Raw genomic sequence first — 15,197 nt, 5'->3', positions numbered from 1 at the left:
TTTGAATAATTATGGAGCGGCGTTATTATTCGATAAATCAAGAAATGGCTTGCCATAATCTGCACTTGTGCCTGTGTTTAGCTAACTTTTCGTGAATTAGAATGTAAGGATATCCATTTGTATGTTGTGAAAGTGTTATCTGTAGTTTAATGACTTTCATTTAAGAATGTTCTGTGTGAAATATATCAGAGTCCTGAGTTACTACCCCTTGGTTATTATTGCGGGGGGAGATTAAAAATCTATTCATTCTGAACATGTGCCGCTGTCTATGCAGGAATGAGCATGCTTAACTGATTCACTTCTAATTCTGACCTATGAAGGTATCCCTTCCTGTAAATGTAAAAAATGAAAGTATTACCTATAAGGTGGCTGCGCTACCTTTTTCATTATGTAACTAAGCACATATGCAGGCGATATCATCTACGGAGCTTGACCTTATATAGGTTTGGGAAAAATCTCATACCAAAATCTTAACTACCTGAAGGGTATGGCTGAAATTTATGAATACTATTTATAATATTGTCTGGAACCATTCACTTATGGCGTGGACTGTTGTTTCAGAATTAGGAAAAGGGAAGGTAAAAAGCTCTTCCTCTAAAGGAACCAGTTATAACGGAATTAAAAGTACATTAATTATTGCCCCGGCGTTACTGATTATTGCTGGCGGGGTAAGCGCCCATGACGTAAGTGGTATTGTCTATACCGACGGTTCGTCTTTCTCAAATTCACTTTCAGGCGATGAGCACGCTATCGTTTCCGGTAAAGCGCGTATCCTGGGTGCGAACCAGCCCTACGCGGGGAGTAACGGGAATATCACCGGTACGGTGACGACGGATAAAAACGCATCGTCAACTCACGACGATTTCGGTACGGATGAAATCAATATTACGAACGGCGCCACCCTGATCGCGCAAACCACAGGCAAATTTGATTTTGATAACAAACTGGTTGGTGATGGTGCTCTTATCGCCGACAACAACAATGGAAATTTCAACTTGACCGCAGCGGCGGGCGATCAATTTGCCGGGGATGTGACTCTCAAAAACGACCACTTCGCCCTGGAAAGTACCAATACCACCGCGCTCACCAATGCGACGCTGCATATCGGAAGTGGGAATATCACCACCGTTGGTACCGGAACACAAAATATTGGCGGGCTAGTTTTTGAAGGCGGTACTCTGGTATTTGGCGATGTTTCGCCGGGTACTACCACCAGCGATCGTGTTATTGAGACCAATAATGAACTCGATTTGACCGGTAGTGGGACGGTCAAAATCACCAACGATGGATTCTTTGATAACCAGCCGCAAACGCCAAACTCCGTTGCACCGCTGCTTCAGCAGGATAATACAGGGACAATGGTTGAGCTGATCGGCGCTAACGGGAAGGTCACCGGGAATGGCGGCAATCTCACCCTTATCGACCAGGACGGTAAAGTCATCTCAAATAAGGTGACCACAGCTGTTGTAAGAAACGGATATATCGCGGCTGAAGCTACCTACGATTACCGTCTGACCAGTGGCGATAATAGCGATGGCTTGTATGTTAACTATGGCTTAGTTGAGCTTGAACTGGTGAATAGGGGCGACAATTCGCTGACGCTGAATGCGGAAGGCAACACCGGCAACGCCGCCGATCTCAGTGCTAAAATCACCGGTACCGGGGATTTGCGTATCGACACCGACACCGACGTGAGCTTATCTAACAATGCTAACAGCTACACAGGTAATACTGATGTGGTCGCCGGTACCCTGAAAATGGGCAACGATAATGTACTGGGGGATACTCACTTGCTGACCGTACACAGCGGCAGCAAGTTCGACATGAACGGCCATGCTCAGTCCTTGCGAAATATAGTGACAGAAGCTGGCAGTGTACTGGACTTTAACCAGGGCACCCTGACCATGACAGACGGTTGGGGGGGCAGAACCATTGCTGGTGATTTGACGGGTGATGGGCAACTGATACTGACTAAAGGTGCCCGCGTGATTATTAGCGGTAGTGGCGCGGGAATGACCGCCAACACCACCAATGACTCCGGGAATATTACGTTGTTATCTGCTGATGGCCTGGGCAGCGGCGACGTTGATAACCGTGGTTGGATCACACTCGGCCAGGATGGCGTTAATGCAGCTGTCACCGACTATCATACCGGCTCCATGAACAACAGTGGCACGGTGACGATAGGTTACCGTGACGCCGCATATAAACCGGTGGCAGGCACCACGCTGACTGTGAATGGCAACTACACGGGAAATGGCGGGCACCTGCTGCTTAATACCGTGCTGGGCAATGACAGTTCAATAACTGATAAGTTAGTGGTTACTGGCAATACCTCGGGTAATACCGATGTTAGCGTCACCAATGCCGGGGGTAATGGTGACTACACGCTAAATGGCATCGAGATTATCAGCGTAGGCGGTAAATCTGACGGTATCTTTACTCAGAAGGGCCGTATTGTGGCCGGGGCTTATGACTATTCACTGGTCCGCGGTACCGGCGACAATAGCAGCAACTGGTATTTAACCAACACAATGCCACCGGTTGACCCTGTTGATCCTCCCGTTGACCCCGTGGATCCACCGGTCGATCCCGTAGAGCCGCCAGTGGACCCTGTCGACCCTCCCGTTGATCCTGTAACACCGCCGGTTGACCCCTCTGATGAAACACATGTTAACCGCCCTGAAGCAGGTAGCTATCTTGCAAACATTGCGGCTGCGAACACGTTATTTAACACCCGTCTGCACGACCGTCTGGGGGAAACGCAGTACGTTGATGCTCTGACCGGTGAGAAGAAAGTTACCAGTCTGTGGCTACGCCAGGTCGGTAGTCATAATAACTGGCGTGATGGCAGTGGTCAGTTGAAAACACAGAGCAACAGTTATGTCGCACAGTTGGGTGGCGATGTTGCGCAGTGGTCAACCGATGGTCTGAACAGAGGCCACCTGGGTCTGATGGCGGGTTACGGTAATAACCACAGTTCTACCCGCTCTTCCGTCACGGGTTATGATTCAAAAGGCTCCATAAACGGTTACAGCGTTGGCGCTTACGGCACCTGGTTTGCCAGCGATGCGGATAAAGCAGGGTTGTATGTGGACAGCTGGCTCCAGTACAGCTGGTTCAACAACCAGGTTAACGGGCAGCAACTGGCCAGCGAATCCTACAAGTCTAAAGGCTTTACGGCTTCGCTGGAGACGGGTTACACCCAGAAACTGGGCGAGTTTGCTGGCAGCAAAGGGACGCTTAATGAATGGTTTATCCAGCCACAAGCCCAGGCCACCTGGATGGGCGTGAAAGCAGACAACCATCGTGAAGCCAATGGAACCCGCGTTAGCAGCGGTGGCGACGGTAACGTACAAACCCGCCTGGGCCTTCGTACGTACCTGAAGAGCCATCATGCGATGGATGACAACAAAGACCGTACTTTCGAGCCGTTCATTGAAGCCAACTGGTTGCATAATACGCGCAGTTATAACGTGAACATGGATAATATCCACATCAGCCAGGCTGGCGCCCGCAACATTGGCGAAGTCAAAGTGGGTGTTGAAGGACAGATTAACCCTCGGGTCAATCTGTGGGGCAATGTCGGCGCCCAGATGGGGGATAAAGGATACAGTGACACCAATGCCATGGTGGGTATTAAGTATAACTTTTAATGCCGCGCTAACCGGGGGATTATCCCCGGTTTTTATCTGAAGAAATCTCCTACGGACCTTGTCCAGTATGTTGTGGACGAGGTTATTTCCGAAGCACTGGTGTTGAGGATAAATGTAATTTACCGCGCCTAAGTTGATTAACTGCCCATAGCTTGAGCAATAAAAATCTTAAAACCTGAGAACCTGCTATGGCGGGTTTTTCTTTTTTACGCCTGACAGGAAATTAACAATTTGTGCTCTTAAGACATTGATCATCTCTGAGCACAGTTGTGCTGTATGAACACTCAATTTCTCGAATACGTGCGTCTGCAACTGCTGGTTGCCACCGCCGATTTAAGAGGTGCGACGAAAGGTCAGTTGATGACCTGGCTTGAGGGTTGGCGGCGCAGGATGTGAAAGCGGAACTGGCTGGTCGTGATGTTTTTCAGCAAAGGACTTAGCCGCTATGCGTGGTGTCAAACCGGACAACTGGAGCCACTACTATGCGGACTACTGGCGAGTTTTGTGCAGCATCTTCAAGGGGCTCGATAGCGAATCCCTGCTTTGTACGGTGAGAACGCGATCACAACAAAAGACGTCTTTTTCGCAGCAGGGTATTGCAAAAGTCAATTAAATAGCATGCATTTCGTGTGAATATGATATTGTGCCATTGTTGTATGTACTGGCAGTAAATTAGTTTTCGAGCCCGAGGTTAACGCCTTGGGCTTTTTATTTGCCTGTAGGTAAGCTGTAAAGCACTCAAGTCATAATTGAATGCTCGCTGGTTAGATCCCTGTCAGGCGCGCCAAGTCTAAGCCCACTTCGAGGTATCAAAGGTAGTTATCAATTTGATATATTTCACTTCAAGGAAGATGAGAAATGGATTAATGATAATGAGGTTGCCAACAAAGGTAGAGTTGATTTCATTCTGCTTCGCAGTCATTTGGGTTATTTGGTGTGCATGGGCAGACAAAACAACTCACGACACATACCTTTTTGATGGGGTGCTTTATAAGTCAGTTATTGTTGGGACTTCCTTCCTGATAGGAATGTTCATTGCTTGGCGTGTGTACCTAAGTAATAAGGTCGCAGCAGGTATGGTTAAGAGGCTTTTCGGCGTTTGCCTTACTGTTATGATGTGCCTGACATTTACTTTTTGGAATGTTCCAGAGTTAATAATGATCTCATCAGCTAATAAGCATGTGAGTGACAATTACCGATTCAAGATGAGATATCCCACACAATCTGGTGGAAAAACCAGGCCATGTAAGGCTCGTGTTATCTACTATGACACATATCTGAAGCGTGAAATCGCACTCTGTCACTGGGATGATGCTCCATCTTTTTTCTATACGGATTATATTCGAGTAGATAAGCTGATTTCAGATATGGGCGGGCAGATTATTTATCACGAAGCCGTTCATTGAGAAAATCCTATTCAAAGTTTAGAGGTCGCCATATGACGGCCTTTTTCATTTCAGGCTCACGGGAATCAACCACTACGTGCTTTGTTGATAAATCCAGCCCGTGAAGATAGAACTCTTTTATCCCATCGTAAATGTGTCTAAGAAAGTATCATTTCTACAGCTATAACCAATAAATTATGGTTGGTATCATTTTGTAAAATATTTTTATAAAATCTTTTGACCGTTACTCTGAAGACGAATGCAGAATCACAGTGACGTTTACACTGTTGTACTATTTTCTACTTTTTTATCCCACCGGAAGGGTTGTAAGTGATTGATTTTAAATTATGTATGTTTGCAGTTTTTCTCCTCTTTGGCTGTAGTTCTGATGTTGTCATCAAATCACCTGCTAAACCTGTCTACAGGTCGATGCCTGAAATTACCCAGTCAATTACACCTTCACAGCAGAGGGCAATTATGACTGGCGCACGACCTGACTGGTCAGAAAGAACACCGGTTAACACAATTAAGCGATATTAATTAGCACTTTTCACCGAGTTAAGGCTGCCATCTGGCGGCCTTTTTCATTTAAGGTTTCATTGGAATCATCCGCTACGTGCTTTGTTGATAAATCCATCCCGTGAAGCCTGACCCTTTAATCACCCACAGCGCCATCCGAAAAATCGGAGGTGAGGCTATGACCAGAATGAGCACCATTTACAGCAGATTCTCATATGGAACAGGCACCACGCTGACCGGCTGCGGTGTATCAGCGAAGGCATATGCCGAAACACCTAAAACAGCAAAAGAGTTGCCCAGGATGTTGGCCGACAGAATTGCAGGATTAAGCCTGAGTGACCGGGCAATTATTGTCGTTATCGCATGCACCGTTATTACCTGTTCAGTGAACTGGTATTTTCACAGGAAGCGAATGCACAGACCGTAGCCCGTATGATTGAACAGGGGCGAACAATTCCCGAGATGAGGTTGTTAAAGATGCTCAAGCTCAAGCAGCGCGTGTCAGGCAGCGATTCGTGTGGGGTACAGCGCTAAAACTGCTACGGTACTGCTACAAAATTGCTGTCAAAAGCTGTCATTCAAAACAGGATTGCCGAACTTAAAGCCAGGCGCAACGAAGATGTGGGCATTGATGCCGATTATGTGCTCCGGCGCTTGGTTGAAATCGACCAGATGGACGTGCTGGACATCCTCAATGACGATGGCAGCCTAAAGGCGATTAGCCTTTGGCCCAGGTCGTGGCGGACGACACTCACTGGACTGGATATCAGCACGACTATCCAGAACTGATATAAAGGCTGGTGCGTAAACGCGTGCCAGCCTCTGCTGTTATTACTCTTCCGGGGGCTGATGTTCCCGACAAATCAGTTTTGAATCATCCTCACTCAGCGGTTCTTTCGTGAGATTGCAAAATCTCTGGCCATTACTTTTTAGATGGAACTGACAGCTGTGGCAAAGACCGAAGCCAGGAACATTGTTGGTTCTCTGGATTTCACGCAAAAGTTCGAACAACAACTCTTTTAACAAGTCAGAACGTTTCCCCATCGCAGACTCTCCCGCCACCAAAAATGAGGGGGGAAGTAGGGCATCGAGTAAGGTTTTCGCTGACTCAGAGACCTGTAAATGGACGCTGCGTTTATCCCGAACGTCCTGGGTTCGCACAATCAGTCCTTTTGTTTCCAACAACTTTAGCGATTGTGAAACGGTTCCTTTGGTGAGTCCAAGATAGTCCGTCACGCCTAGCGGCGTATTGGAATAGCGGTTACAGCGAGCGAGATACATCAACGCGCTGAGCTGTACCGGTTGAATATCCGCCAGTAAAGGATGCTGGCGAAACCACATCCGCGTCAGGCTGGAAAGCCTGTCCAGTACGTCGAAAAGTGACATGTCGTGCATAACGAAATCCTCCTTGACATATAGTATCGATTAAAAACTAAATTGACAAAGCATTAAAGCAGCGTAGTATGAATTATAGTATCGAATCGATACTATAATTCAAAAGGAGATATATCATGACAAAGGCTACCTATTATCATGCCGGTTGCCCGGTTTGCGTTTCCGCGGAAGAGGCGCTGCTTCAGCATCTGTCCCCAAATGTGAAAGTCGATATTATTCACCTGGGTGAACAACCTGATCGAGTCGCTGAGGCTGAACGGGCTGGTGTGAAGTCTGTTCCGGCATTGGTGATCGACGGCAATGTGCTACACATCAACTTTGGTGCGCCAATTGAAGCACTGAAATAACGTCTGGCGTTCGGGAGGTCGCTCCGGCTATTTCCCGAACAAGCGTTCAAACGGAGGAGGGGGCTACGTTTAGCATCGTTATATTTATTTGATTATATGAGATAATTTTTAGGTACAGACGTTATACCGTATAAATCCGGATGTCATGCGCCTGAAAGGCGGTTGCGTACTCTTTGCTGATATTTTCCTCTACAACAATGACATCAATGTTGCTGCTTTCGGTAACAACATACCGGGCTACTGCCGGGATTTTATCTGCCGTCAGTGCGACGATAGTTTCATTGCACTGTTTAATCACCGCTTTTTTAAACTCACAATCTGCGTAATCAAACCCCGTCAATCCTGACTCGGGCGCCATTGCGCATCCGCCAATAAATCCCTGATCAAATAAAATGCCCTGCAACTGAGATATCGCCGTGGCTCCAACACAACCACCTGACGATCTCTGTACCTGGCCACCCAGAGTAATGACCTCAAACAGTGGTTTCTTTAGCAGAACGGCGGCAATTTCTGGCGAATTAGTCACTACTGTTAGTGCAAGCTCGGCGGGCAGGGCTTCAGCCATCGCCAGGTTAGTGCTACCCGTATCGATGAAAATGCAGCTCCCGGATTTAACCAGCCGGGCACATCTTTGCGCGATGTTGCTCTTTTTCTCCGCATTGATGTTCTTACGAACGGCGATCTCCGCTGATTCCGGCAATGAAATAACGGCTCCGCCATATACCTTCTTGCATACACCTTCTTTACTAAGTTCATGTAAATCACGGCGAATTGTGTGTTCTGAAACGCCTAATCGTCCGGCGAGTTCGGAGCAGACCACTCTACCGTTTTCCTGAAGGATCTGATGAATTAGTGCCTGTCGCTGTTGTGGGAATGCAGCGTAATCGAGCATAAAAACTCCTGAACAAATAAAAATCGAGCAATACTAAGCATGATCGTGCATTATGATTAGCGTTGTCAATGTCCCGTTAGTACGGAATGTATAATTATGAATAAAACCAGTGGAGGTTCGCGATGAAGGTTGCCCATATGGCATTGTGGACACAGGATCTCGAGCGACAAGCTCATTTCTGGGTCACGTTTTTTGGTGGAGAGATTAACGAAAAATACTGCAGTAAAACGAATCCGGGGTTTGAGTCCTATTTCGTCAATATTGGTGATGGCATTGCGATTGAGTTGATGACCAAGACTGGACTTACATCCTGTTTGCCCGACAACAACACGGTTGGATGGGTTCATCTGGCCATCTCCGTCGGCAGTGTCGAGAGTGTTGACGCAATGGCGATGCGTGCCCAGGAACAGGGGATTTTAGTATCAGCCCCACGCACTACTGGTGACGGATATTATGAAGCCGTGATACGCGATCCTGATGGTAATTTAATCGAGATTGTTGCCTGATTTTTAGTCTGCCCGAGACAATCGAAGACAGGAAGTTAAAAGTGCTGTTTGCCTACTATCTGTGGCATGTCAGGCCACAATAACTTGGCTGTTTTTAGCTCTCGGGGCAGAACCATGCTGCTCTGAGTAAATAAGACGCGAAATTTCGCGTCTTATTCTTTTAGTGTGAAGACGCTTGTGCTGTGGCATCTTCCATGTACAGCGTCTGGCTTGGGAAGGCAAAATCGGCTCCGTTTGCCTGGACGATAGTAATAATCTTTAAATAAACATCCTGCTGAACGGCGAGCCACTCCTGCCATACGGTCGTTTTTGTAAAGCAATAGACCATAATATTCAGAGAGGAATCCGCAAACTCATTAAAATAAACCAGCAAGGTTTGCTTCTGGTCTATACCGGGATGGTTTTGCAGCATCTGTCTTACTGACTCGACAATTGTACTTATTTTATCGGCATCTTCATAACGTAACCCGATCACCGTTTTTATCCGTCGGTTAGTCATTCTGCCTGGATTTTCTACACTAATTGACGAGAAAATTGAGTTCGGCACATACAGAGGACGATGATCAAAGGTGTTTATTTTGGTCATTCTCCAGCCAATTTCTGTTACTGTACCTTCGATATTTCTGTCCGGAGAACGGATCCAGTCACCGATACTGAACGGTCTGTCGAAATAGAGCATAATTCCGGAAAAGAAATTACTCAGAATGTCTTTCCCCGCCATACCAACAGCTATACCGCCGATGCCACCAAAGGTTAGCAGTCCGGATAAGCTCATTCCAAAATGTTCGCCATACAGCAGAATGATGACGACAACGATAGTTATCTTAATAATTCGCGACAGGATCCGGGCACTGGTGATATCTCTGCCTTTGCTGATCTGTGATTTTTCAAACTGGTTGATCACCAGAAAGAGTTTTATGGTCAGAATGAGCGCAATCAAAGAGGTACAGAGGAAGTCGACAACGCTCGGGGATATAAATTTCAGCCTGTAGCTTTCAATCACATTATTGGCGATGCTGCCGAATGCTCCAATGATAATGGCATAGACGAAAAATTGCGCCGCGTGGAATATGAATCCTTTTTTACGTTTCTCGCAGCGATGAAACCAGACGCTCATCAGGACTAATGCCGCACAGCAACTGAGAATTACCGTCAGATTAAATGCATTGTTCATAAACAGTTCAGCGATCATGATTCTCCCTGGCTACTCCGTGTTAGCTAAATATCATCTGACATATCCAGTCCAGATATTTTATCCAGTTCAGGGTGTCAGATCATTAAGCATAAAGAGAGAGAAATAAGATAATCAGCGCTGTTTTCAGGCGAATAATGCTGAAGGCAACCTTTTAGCGAGTCTTATGTAGCAGACAATGAGCTGATGTCATGGTATTGTTATTGCAAAGTAACAAGGTATTCATCTGCAAATGAAAAGGACGATACTATGGTCATGGCTAAGCTGAAAACAGCGAAGGGAAGGAAATTTCTGTTGTGTCTGCTTGGGGTGTTCATCATCGCAGCATCGGTGGTTACGCGAGCCACAATCGGTGGGGTAATTGAGCAGTACAACATTCCGCTTTCAGAGTGGACCGCTTCAATGTATGCCATTCAATCTGCAATGATTTGCGTCTACAGCATGGTGTTTACTATTCTGCTGGCGATCCCGCTTGGGATCTATTTCCTTGGCGGGGAAGATAAGCGCTAAGTGTTTTTAATGCCGGATGACGTCGCCATCCGGCATTTTTCTGTGCGGTTAATCGTCTTCTTCGTCGTCCAGTTCAACCGGGGTCTGATATTGATCGGGTTTGATAACCAGCAGGTCACAGCGTAGATGGTCGATGACTTGTTCCGCTGTATTTCCGAGAAACGCAGCTGAAATACCGGTACGCCCAACCGTTCCTAATACCACGATACCTGCCTGTAAATGTTCAGCTAAATCAGGGATAACCTCTTCAGGTAATCCTTTTTCAACGTGGGTGACTTTCTCGTCGATACTGAACTTTTGGCGCAATGCTTTCATTGCCAACAAGTGCTGCCCACGGATGGCGTCGTTATAGACGCTGGGGTCAAATTCAGGCAGCTCAATGGCGATGTTGATAGGTGTGACCGGATAGGCTCCAACCAGATGCACTTCGGTATGGTTAACTTGCTCTGCGAGTTGCAGTGTCTCCTTAACGAGTTTTTCGTTGAGGGCGTTGTGATATGCCTCTTCACTTGCCAGGTTAACTGCAACCAGCGCTTTACCACCTTCCGGCCACGGTTGGTCTTTAACCATCCATACCGGGCTTGGGCATTTACGCAGTAAATGCCAGTCAGTTGGTGTGAAAATCACGGCTTCCAGACGGTCGTGTTGGTGCGCCATTTTCAGGACCAGGTCATGCTTAGCACTGATAACTTCCTGGATGATGGCTTCAAACGGACGGTTGTGCCAGACCACTTTTATATCAAGAGGAATACCTGCCTCGATATAGTATTTTGCTTGTTCACGTATCCATGCTGTTCGCTGGCTGATGACACCCTGACGCATTGCTGTACGCTCATCTGGTGACAGCAGGGTGGTCATCTCATAGGAAAAGTCATAGATCGGCAAAAAGGCTTTAATTTTGCCACCAATCCGTTGATGCAAATAAACAGCGCGCCGTAATGCTGGTTGATCGTCCTGGTTAGGATCGATGACTACCAGCATGTTTTGATACATAGCCATACAGGGTCTCCTTACAACTGTCACCGCAGTTTGTCATTAAAAGAGTAACCCAATAATGTGGATTGAAACAGGGGATAACCTCCTGCCAGATCAATAAATTGGGAAAATATATTCTATTTGCCCACATCCGGCTAAATTTAAACAACTTTTGTCGAGGTATGCGCCCTGAGGACTACGCAAAGGGGCGGCCTATTGCGCGTTTGTACATTCAACGGATACTGCCATCTCCTGATTAGAACCAGAAGCAAAGTGTTCGGGTGTCTTATATGATGATAGGGTGATCGCAATATTTTCTTAAGATCTGGCATATAGTCTTTCTTCCAATTAAGCCACCATTCAGGATGATAATATGTTGAAAAAAGGGGTACTAGCTTTAGCGTTGTTCATCGGTATGCCGGTTTTTGCCGCAGAACATTGGATCGATGTTCGCGTGCCTGACCAATATCAGCAGGAGCATATTCAGGGAGCGGTCAACATTCCGTTGAAAGATCTCAAAGCGCAAATCACCTCCGTTGTTCCGGATAAGACCGACACGGTGAAACTGTACTGCAACTCAGGACGGCAGTCAGGGCAGGCGAAGGATATGCTGATTGATATGGGATATACGCAGGTGACGAACGAAGGGGGGATCAAGCAGATTGACCTTCCAAAAGTAGAGCAAAAATAATCCGCGCGGTTTTCATCTGTAACAGGCGGCATACATAAATGATGTCGCCTGATATTTCTCAGGTAGTTGATAAATAAGAATTGCCCCCAATCTTTACTTCCTGTTTGTTATAATTTCTACGGCTCCTTCAGCATAACGGGATGGCGATGAAGCGACTTAAAAATGAACTCAATTCGCTGGTTAATCGCGGCGTGGACAGACATCTGCGTCTGGCTGTCACCGGGCTTAGCCGCAGCGGTAAGACAGCATTTATCACCGCGATGGTAAACCAGCTACTCAATATTCACGCAGGTGCGCGTTTGCCGCTGCTCAGCGCAGTGCGCGAAGAGCGCTTGCTCGGCGTTAAACGGGTTCCACAGCGCGATTTTGGCATTCCTCGCTTTACCTATGATGAAGGGCTGGCCCAGTTGTATGGTTCTCCGCCGACCTGGCCTACGCCGACGCGTGGTGTAAGCGAAATTCGCCTCGCTCTGCGCTACAAGTCCAACGACTCTTTACTGCGTCATTTTAAAGATACCTCCACGTTGTATCTGGAGATTGTGGATTACCCCGGTGAGTGGCTGCTTGATTTACCGATGCTGGCCCAGGACTACCTGAGCTGGTCACGACAAATGACCGGGCTACTACAGGGGCAACGGGCTGAATGGTCGGCAAAGTGGCGGCAGTTAAGCCAGGGATTAGATCCATTAGCCCCCGCCGATGAGAATCGTCTGGCGGAGATTGCGGCTGCCTGGACGGATTATCTGCATCAATGTAAGCAGCAGGGACTGCACTTCATTCAACCTGGGCGTTTTGTCCTGCCGGGTGATATGGCTGGCGCGCCGGCACTGCAGTTCTTCCCGTGGCCGGATGTGGATGCCTGTGGTGAGTCCAGGCTGGCGCAAGCGGATAAACACACCAACGCAGGTATGCTACGCGACAGGTTTAATTACTATTGCGAGAAGGTGGTGAAGGGGTTTTATAAGAATCACTTCCTGCGTTTCGATCGCCAGATTGTGTTGGTTGATTGCCTGCAACCGCTCAACAGCGGGCCACAAGCGTTCAACGATATGCGCCTGGCATTAACTCAGCTTATGCAAAGCTTTCATTATGGTCAGCGTACGCTGTTTCGTCGGTTGTTCTCGCCGGTTATCGACAAGCTGTTGTTTGCCGCGACTAAGGCAGATCACGTGACGGTCGATCAGCATGCCAATATGGTGTCACTGCTTCAGCAACTGATACAGGACGCGTGGCAAAATGCGGCGTTTGAAGGCATCAGCATGGATTGCCTGGGCCTGGCGTCGGTACAGGCAACCACCAGTGGGCTGATTGATGTGAAGGGCGAGAAGATACCGGCACTGCGTGGAAATCGCCTGAGCGATGGCGCGCCGCTGACGGTCTATCCGGGAGAAGTGCCTGCGCGTTTGCCAGGGCAGGCGTTCTGGGATAGCCAGGGCTTTCAGTTTGAAGCGTTTCGCCCGCAGGTTTTAGATGTGGATAAGCCTTTACCGCATATTCGTCTTGATGCTGCGCTGGAGTTTTTAATAGGAGATAAATTGCGATGAGCGAGCCGTTAAAACCGCGTATCGATTTCTCAGGTCCGCTGGAAACGGAAAATAATCCGGCGTTTAAAGCGCAGCAGATGTTTAACGAAACGGAAGCGCAGACGTTTGCTCCGGCTACGCTGGATGTACCGTTGGAAGATGAAGGCCAGGCAGAAGCCGTAATTGATGCAGCTTTACGTCCCAAACGTAGCCTGTGGCGCAAAATGGTTATGGGCGGGCTTGCATTGTTTGGTGTCAGCGTGGTCGCTCAGGGTGTGCAGTGGACAATGAATGCCTGGCAGACTCAGGACTGGGTCGCAATGGGCGGATGCGCCGCCGGGGCGCTGATTATCGGTGCGGGTATCGGTTCTGTCGCAACCGAATGGCGTCGCCTGTGGCGTCTGCGCCAGCGAGCCCACGAGCGCGATGAGGCACGGGATTTACTGCATAGCCATGGTACAGGGAAAGGGCGGGCATTTTGTGAAAAACTGGCACAGCAAGCGGGGATTGATCAGTCTCATCCGGCGCTGCAGCGTTGGTATGCTTCAATTCACGAAACACAAAATGATCGGGAAGTGGTGAGTTTGTATGCCCACCTGGTGCAACCGGTGCTGGATGCGCAGGCCAGGCGCGAAATCAGCCGCTCAGCGGCTGAATCGACGCTGATGATTGCCGTCAGTCCTCTGGCGCTGGTGGACATGGCATTTATCGCCTGGCGAAATCTGCGTTTAATTAACCGCATCGCGACCCTGTATGGCATTGAACTGGGTTATTACAGTCGCTTACGTTTATTCCGGCTGGTGTTATTGAATATTGCGTTTGCCGGGGCCAGTGAACTGGTGCGGGAAGTCGGTATGGACTGGATGTCGCAAGATCTGGCAGCCAGATTATCCACGCGCGCTGCACAGGGGATTGGCGCCGGATTGTTAACGGCGCGTCTGGGGATTAAAGCGATGGAACTGTGCCGCCCACTCCCATGGATAGACGATGACAAACCGCGGCTTGGTGATTTTCGGCGTCAGTTGATTGGACAGGTCAAGGAGACCTTACAGAAGAACAAATCCCCCCGCGAAAGCTAAGACTAAAAGGGCTCCGATCGTATAACTTTACGCCTCGGTGCCCAATTTTCCAGCGTGCTGTCAATATTTGTTGACAGAGTCCTTCCTGCTAACGGAATACTGGCTTATCATCTTACATATGATCCATTGTTTAGGTGAAGGTTCCCATGCGTCTGGAAGTCTTTTGTGAAGACCGACTTGGTCTGACTCGCGAATTACTCGATTTACTGGTGCTTCGAAGCATTGATTTACGCGGTATCGAGATTGACCCCATCGGGCGAATTTACCTTAATTTTGCGGAGCTGGAGTTCACAAACTTCAGCAGCCTGATGGCTGAAATCCGCCGTATTTCAGGGGTAACGGACGTTCGCACCGTACCCTGGATGCCTTCCGAACGTGAACATCTGGCGCTTAGCGCGCTGCTTGAAGCGCTTCCGGAACCGGTCCTTTCTCTGGACATGAAAAGCAAAGTTGAAATGGCGAACCCCGCGAGCTGCCAGCTTTTTGCGCACACTCAGGATCGTATGCGCAACCACACGGCCGCACAG

The 15,197-nt window shown here is 48.2% G+C and carries 14 protein-coding genes and 3 pseudogenes; 13 read left to right on the top strand and 4 right to left on the bottom strand.

The window, feature by feature from the left end; all coding sequences use genetic code 11:
- Window positions 1–500: 500 nt before the first annotated feature.
- The 6 genes and pseudogenes from OH663_RS22625 to OH663_RS22605 all read left to right on the top strand — a co-directional run.
- Window positions 501–3,656, top strand: coding sequence for an autotransporter outer membrane beta-barrel domain-containing protein (locus tag OH663_RS22625; protein ID WP_263525874.1), 3,156 nt, complete (start codon window positions 501–503; stop codon window positions 3,654–3,656).
- A gap of 276 nt (window positions 3,657–3,932) precedes the next feature.
- A pseudogene (locus OH663_RS26145) lies at window positions 3,933–4,031 on the top strand (bacteriophage antitermination protein Q); the annotation flags it as partial.
- Window positions 4,032–4,033: 2 nt separating this feature from the next.
- Window positions 4,034–4,269 (top strand): annotated as a pseudogene (locus OH663_RS22620) (bacteriophage antitermination protein Q); the annotation flags it as partial.
- Window positions 4,270–4,528: 259 nt separating this feature from the next.
- Window positions 4,529–5,062, top strand: a complete 534-nt coding sequence (locus OH663_RS22615; RefSeq protein WP_200013061.1) for a hypothetical protein — start codon at window positions 4,529–4,531, stop codon at window positions 5,060–5,062.
- A gap of 676 nt (window positions 5,063–5,738) precedes the next feature.
- Entirely contained in the window at window positions 5,739–5,987 is a 249-nt protein-coding gene (locus OH663_RS26140; protein WP_200013059.1) for an HP1 family phage holin, read from the top strand.
- A gap of 75 nt (window positions 5,988–6,062) precedes the next feature.
- Window positions 6,063–6,346, top strand: a pseudogene (locus OH663_RS22605) (terminase small subunit); the annotation flags it as partial.
- A 45-nt stretch (window positions 6,347–6,391) separates the two neighbouring features.
- On the opposite strand, the gene OH663_RS22600 reads toward OH663_RS22605, so the two are convergent.
- Entirely contained in the window at window positions 6,392–6,955 is a 564-nt protein-coding gene (locus OH663_RS22600) for a MarR family winged helix-turn-helix transcriptional regulator (protein ID WP_200013057.1), read from the bottom strand.
- A 116-nt stretch (window positions 6,956–7,071) separates the two neighbouring features.
- Here OH663_RS22600 and OH663_RS22595 point away from each other — a divergent pair, with 116 nt between their 5' ends.
- On the top strand, window positions 7,072–7,302 hold the full coding sequence (locus tag OH663_RS22595) for a glutaredoxin family protein (RefSeq protein ID WP_200013055.1): 231 nt from the start codon (window positions 7,072–7,074) through the stop codon (window positions 7,300–7,302).
- Window positions 7,303–7,423: 121 nt separating this feature from the next.
- On the opposite strand, the gene OH663_RS22590 is transcribed toward OH663_RS22595, so the two are convergent.
- Entirely contained in the window at window positions 7,424–8,194 is a 771-nt protein-coding gene (locus OH663_RS22590) for a DeoR/GlpR family DNA-binding transcription regulator (RefSeq protein ID WP_045442476.1), read from the bottom strand.
- Window positions 8,195–8,316: 122 nt separating this feature from the next.
- Here OH663_RS22590 and OH663_RS22585 point away from each other — a divergent pair, with 122 nt between their 5' ends.
- Window positions 8,317–8,700, top strand: coding sequence for a VOC family protein (locus OH663_RS22585; RefSeq protein WP_200013053.1), 384 nt, complete (start codon window positions 8,317–8,319; stop codon window positions 8,698–8,700).
- Between the two features lie 160 nt (window positions 8,701–8,860).
- Here the strand turns inward: OH663_RS22585 and OH663_RS22580 are convergent, their stop codons facing one another.
- Window positions 8,861–9,892, bottom strand: coding sequence for a mechanosensitive ion channel family protein (locus OH663_RS22580; RefSeq protein WP_200013051.1), 1,032 nt, complete (start codon window positions 9,890–9,892; stop codon window positions 8,861–8,863).
- 249 nt (window positions 9,893–10,141) lie between these two features.
- Between OH663_RS22580 and OH663_RS22575 the strand changes: the two genes are divergently transcribed.
- Complete coding sequence (locus OH663_RS22575; protein WP_045442483.1) at window positions 10,142–10,402, top strand: DUF2534 family protein; 261 nt, start codon at window positions 10,142–10,144, stop codon at window positions 10,400–10,402.
- Window positions 10,403–10,450: 48 nt separating this feature from the next.
- Here OH663_RS22575 and uspE read toward each other — a convergent pair whose 3' ends face one another.
- Complete coding sequence (gene uspE / locus OH663_RS22570; protein WP_005126626.1) at window positions 10,451–11,401, bottom strand: universal stress protein UspE; 951 nt, start codon at window positions 11,399–11,401, stop codon at window positions 10,451–10,453.
- A 349-nt stretch (window positions 11,402–11,750) separates the two neighbouring features.
- Here uspE and pspE point away from each other — a divergent pair, with 349 nt between their 5' ends.
- From pspE to OH663_RS22550, 4 genes are all read left to right on the top strand, one after another.
- On the top strand, window positions 11,751–12,068 hold the full coding sequence (gene pspE / locus OH663_RS22565; protein ID WP_200013049.1) for a thiosulfate sulfurtransferase PspE: 318 nt from the start codon (window positions 11,751–11,753) through the stop codon (window positions 12,066–12,068).
- 146 nt (window positions 12,069–12,214) lie between these two features.
- Window positions 12,215–13,612, top strand: a complete 1,398-nt coding sequence (locus OH663_RS22560; RefSeq protein ID WP_200013047.1) for a YcjX family GTP-binding protein — start codon at window positions 12,215–12,217, stop codon at window positions 13,610–13,612.
- Window positions 13,609–14,670: a YcjF family protein gene (locus tag OH663_RS22555; protein WP_045442491.1), complete on the top strand. Its 1,062-nt coding sequence runs from the start codon at window positions 13,609–13,611 to the stop codon at window positions 14,668–14,670. The genes OH663_RS22560 and OH663_RS22555 overlap by 4 nt, the downstream gene beginning before the upstream one ends.
- A gap of 146 nt (window positions 14,671–14,816) precedes the next feature.
- On the top strand, window positions 14,817–15,197 hold a 381-nt coding region (locus OH663_RS22550), incomplete at its 3' end, for a PAS domain-containing protein (protein ID WP_476579521.1).

Origin of the sequence: Citrobacter sp. Marseille-Q5395, from assembly GCF_947057495.1 — a bacterium.
In the GTDB taxonomy this organism is placed as follows: Bacteria; Pseudomonadota; Gammaproteobacteria; order Enterobacterales; family Enterobacteriaceae; genus Citrobacter; species Citrobacter murliniae.
Note: the sequence above shows the minus strand (reverse complement) of the source record. Positions and strands in the feature narration are given on the sequence as shown.

Bases quoted from the DNA above. Each gene is read 5' to 3' on its own strand.
- OH663_RS26140 (WP_200013059.1), top strand. From the start codon at position 5,739: ATGACCAGAATGAGCACCATTTACAGCAGATTCTCATATGGAACAGGC.
- OH663_RS22600 (WP_200013057.1), bottom strand. From the start codon at position 6,955: ATGCACGACATGTCACTTTTCGACGTACTGGACAGGCTTTCCAGCCTG.
- OH663_RS22595 (WP_200013055.1), top strand. From the start codon at position 7,072: ATGACAAAGGCTACCTATTATCATGCCGGTTGCCCGGTTTGCGTTTCC.
- OH663_RS22560 (WP_200013047.1), top strand. From the start codon at position 12,215: ATGAAGCGACTTAAAAATGAACTCAATTCGCTGGTTAATCGCGGCGTG.
- OH663_RS22590 (WP_045442476.1), bottom strand. From the start codon at position 8,194: ATGCTCGATTACGCTGCATTCCCACAACAGCGACAGGCACTAATTCAT.
- OH663_RS22555 (WP_045442491.1), top strand. From the start codon at position 13,609: ATGAGCGAGCCGTTAAAACCGCGTATCGATTTCTCAGGTCCGCTGGAA.
- OH663_RS22625 (WP_263525874.1), top strand. From the start codon at position 501: ATGAATACTATTTATAATATTGTCTGGAACCATTCACTTATGGCGTGG.
- OH663_RS22575 (WP_045442483.1), top strand. From the start codon at position 10,142: ATGGTCATGGCTAAGCTGAAAACAGCGAAGGGAAGGAAATTTCTGTTG.
- OH663_RS22580 (WP_200013051.1), bottom strand. From the start codon at position 9,892: ATGATCGCTGAACTGTTTATGAACAATGCATTTAATCTGACGGTAATT.
- pspE (WP_200013049.1), top strand. From the start codon at position 11,751: ATGTTGAAAAAAGGGGTACTAGCTTTAGCGTTGTTCATCGGTATGCCG.
- OH663_RS22585 (WP_200013053.1), top strand. From the start codon at position 8,317: ATGAAGGTTGCCCATATGGCATTGTGGACACAGGATCTCGAGCGACAA.
- uspE (WP_005126626.1), bottom strand. From the start codon at position 11,401: ATGGCTATGTATCAAAACATGCTGGTAGTCATCGATCCTAACCAGGAC.
- OH663_RS22615 (WP_200013061.1), top strand. From the start codon at position 4,529: ATGAGGTTGCCAACAAAGGTAGAGTTGATTTCATTCTGCTTCGCAGTC.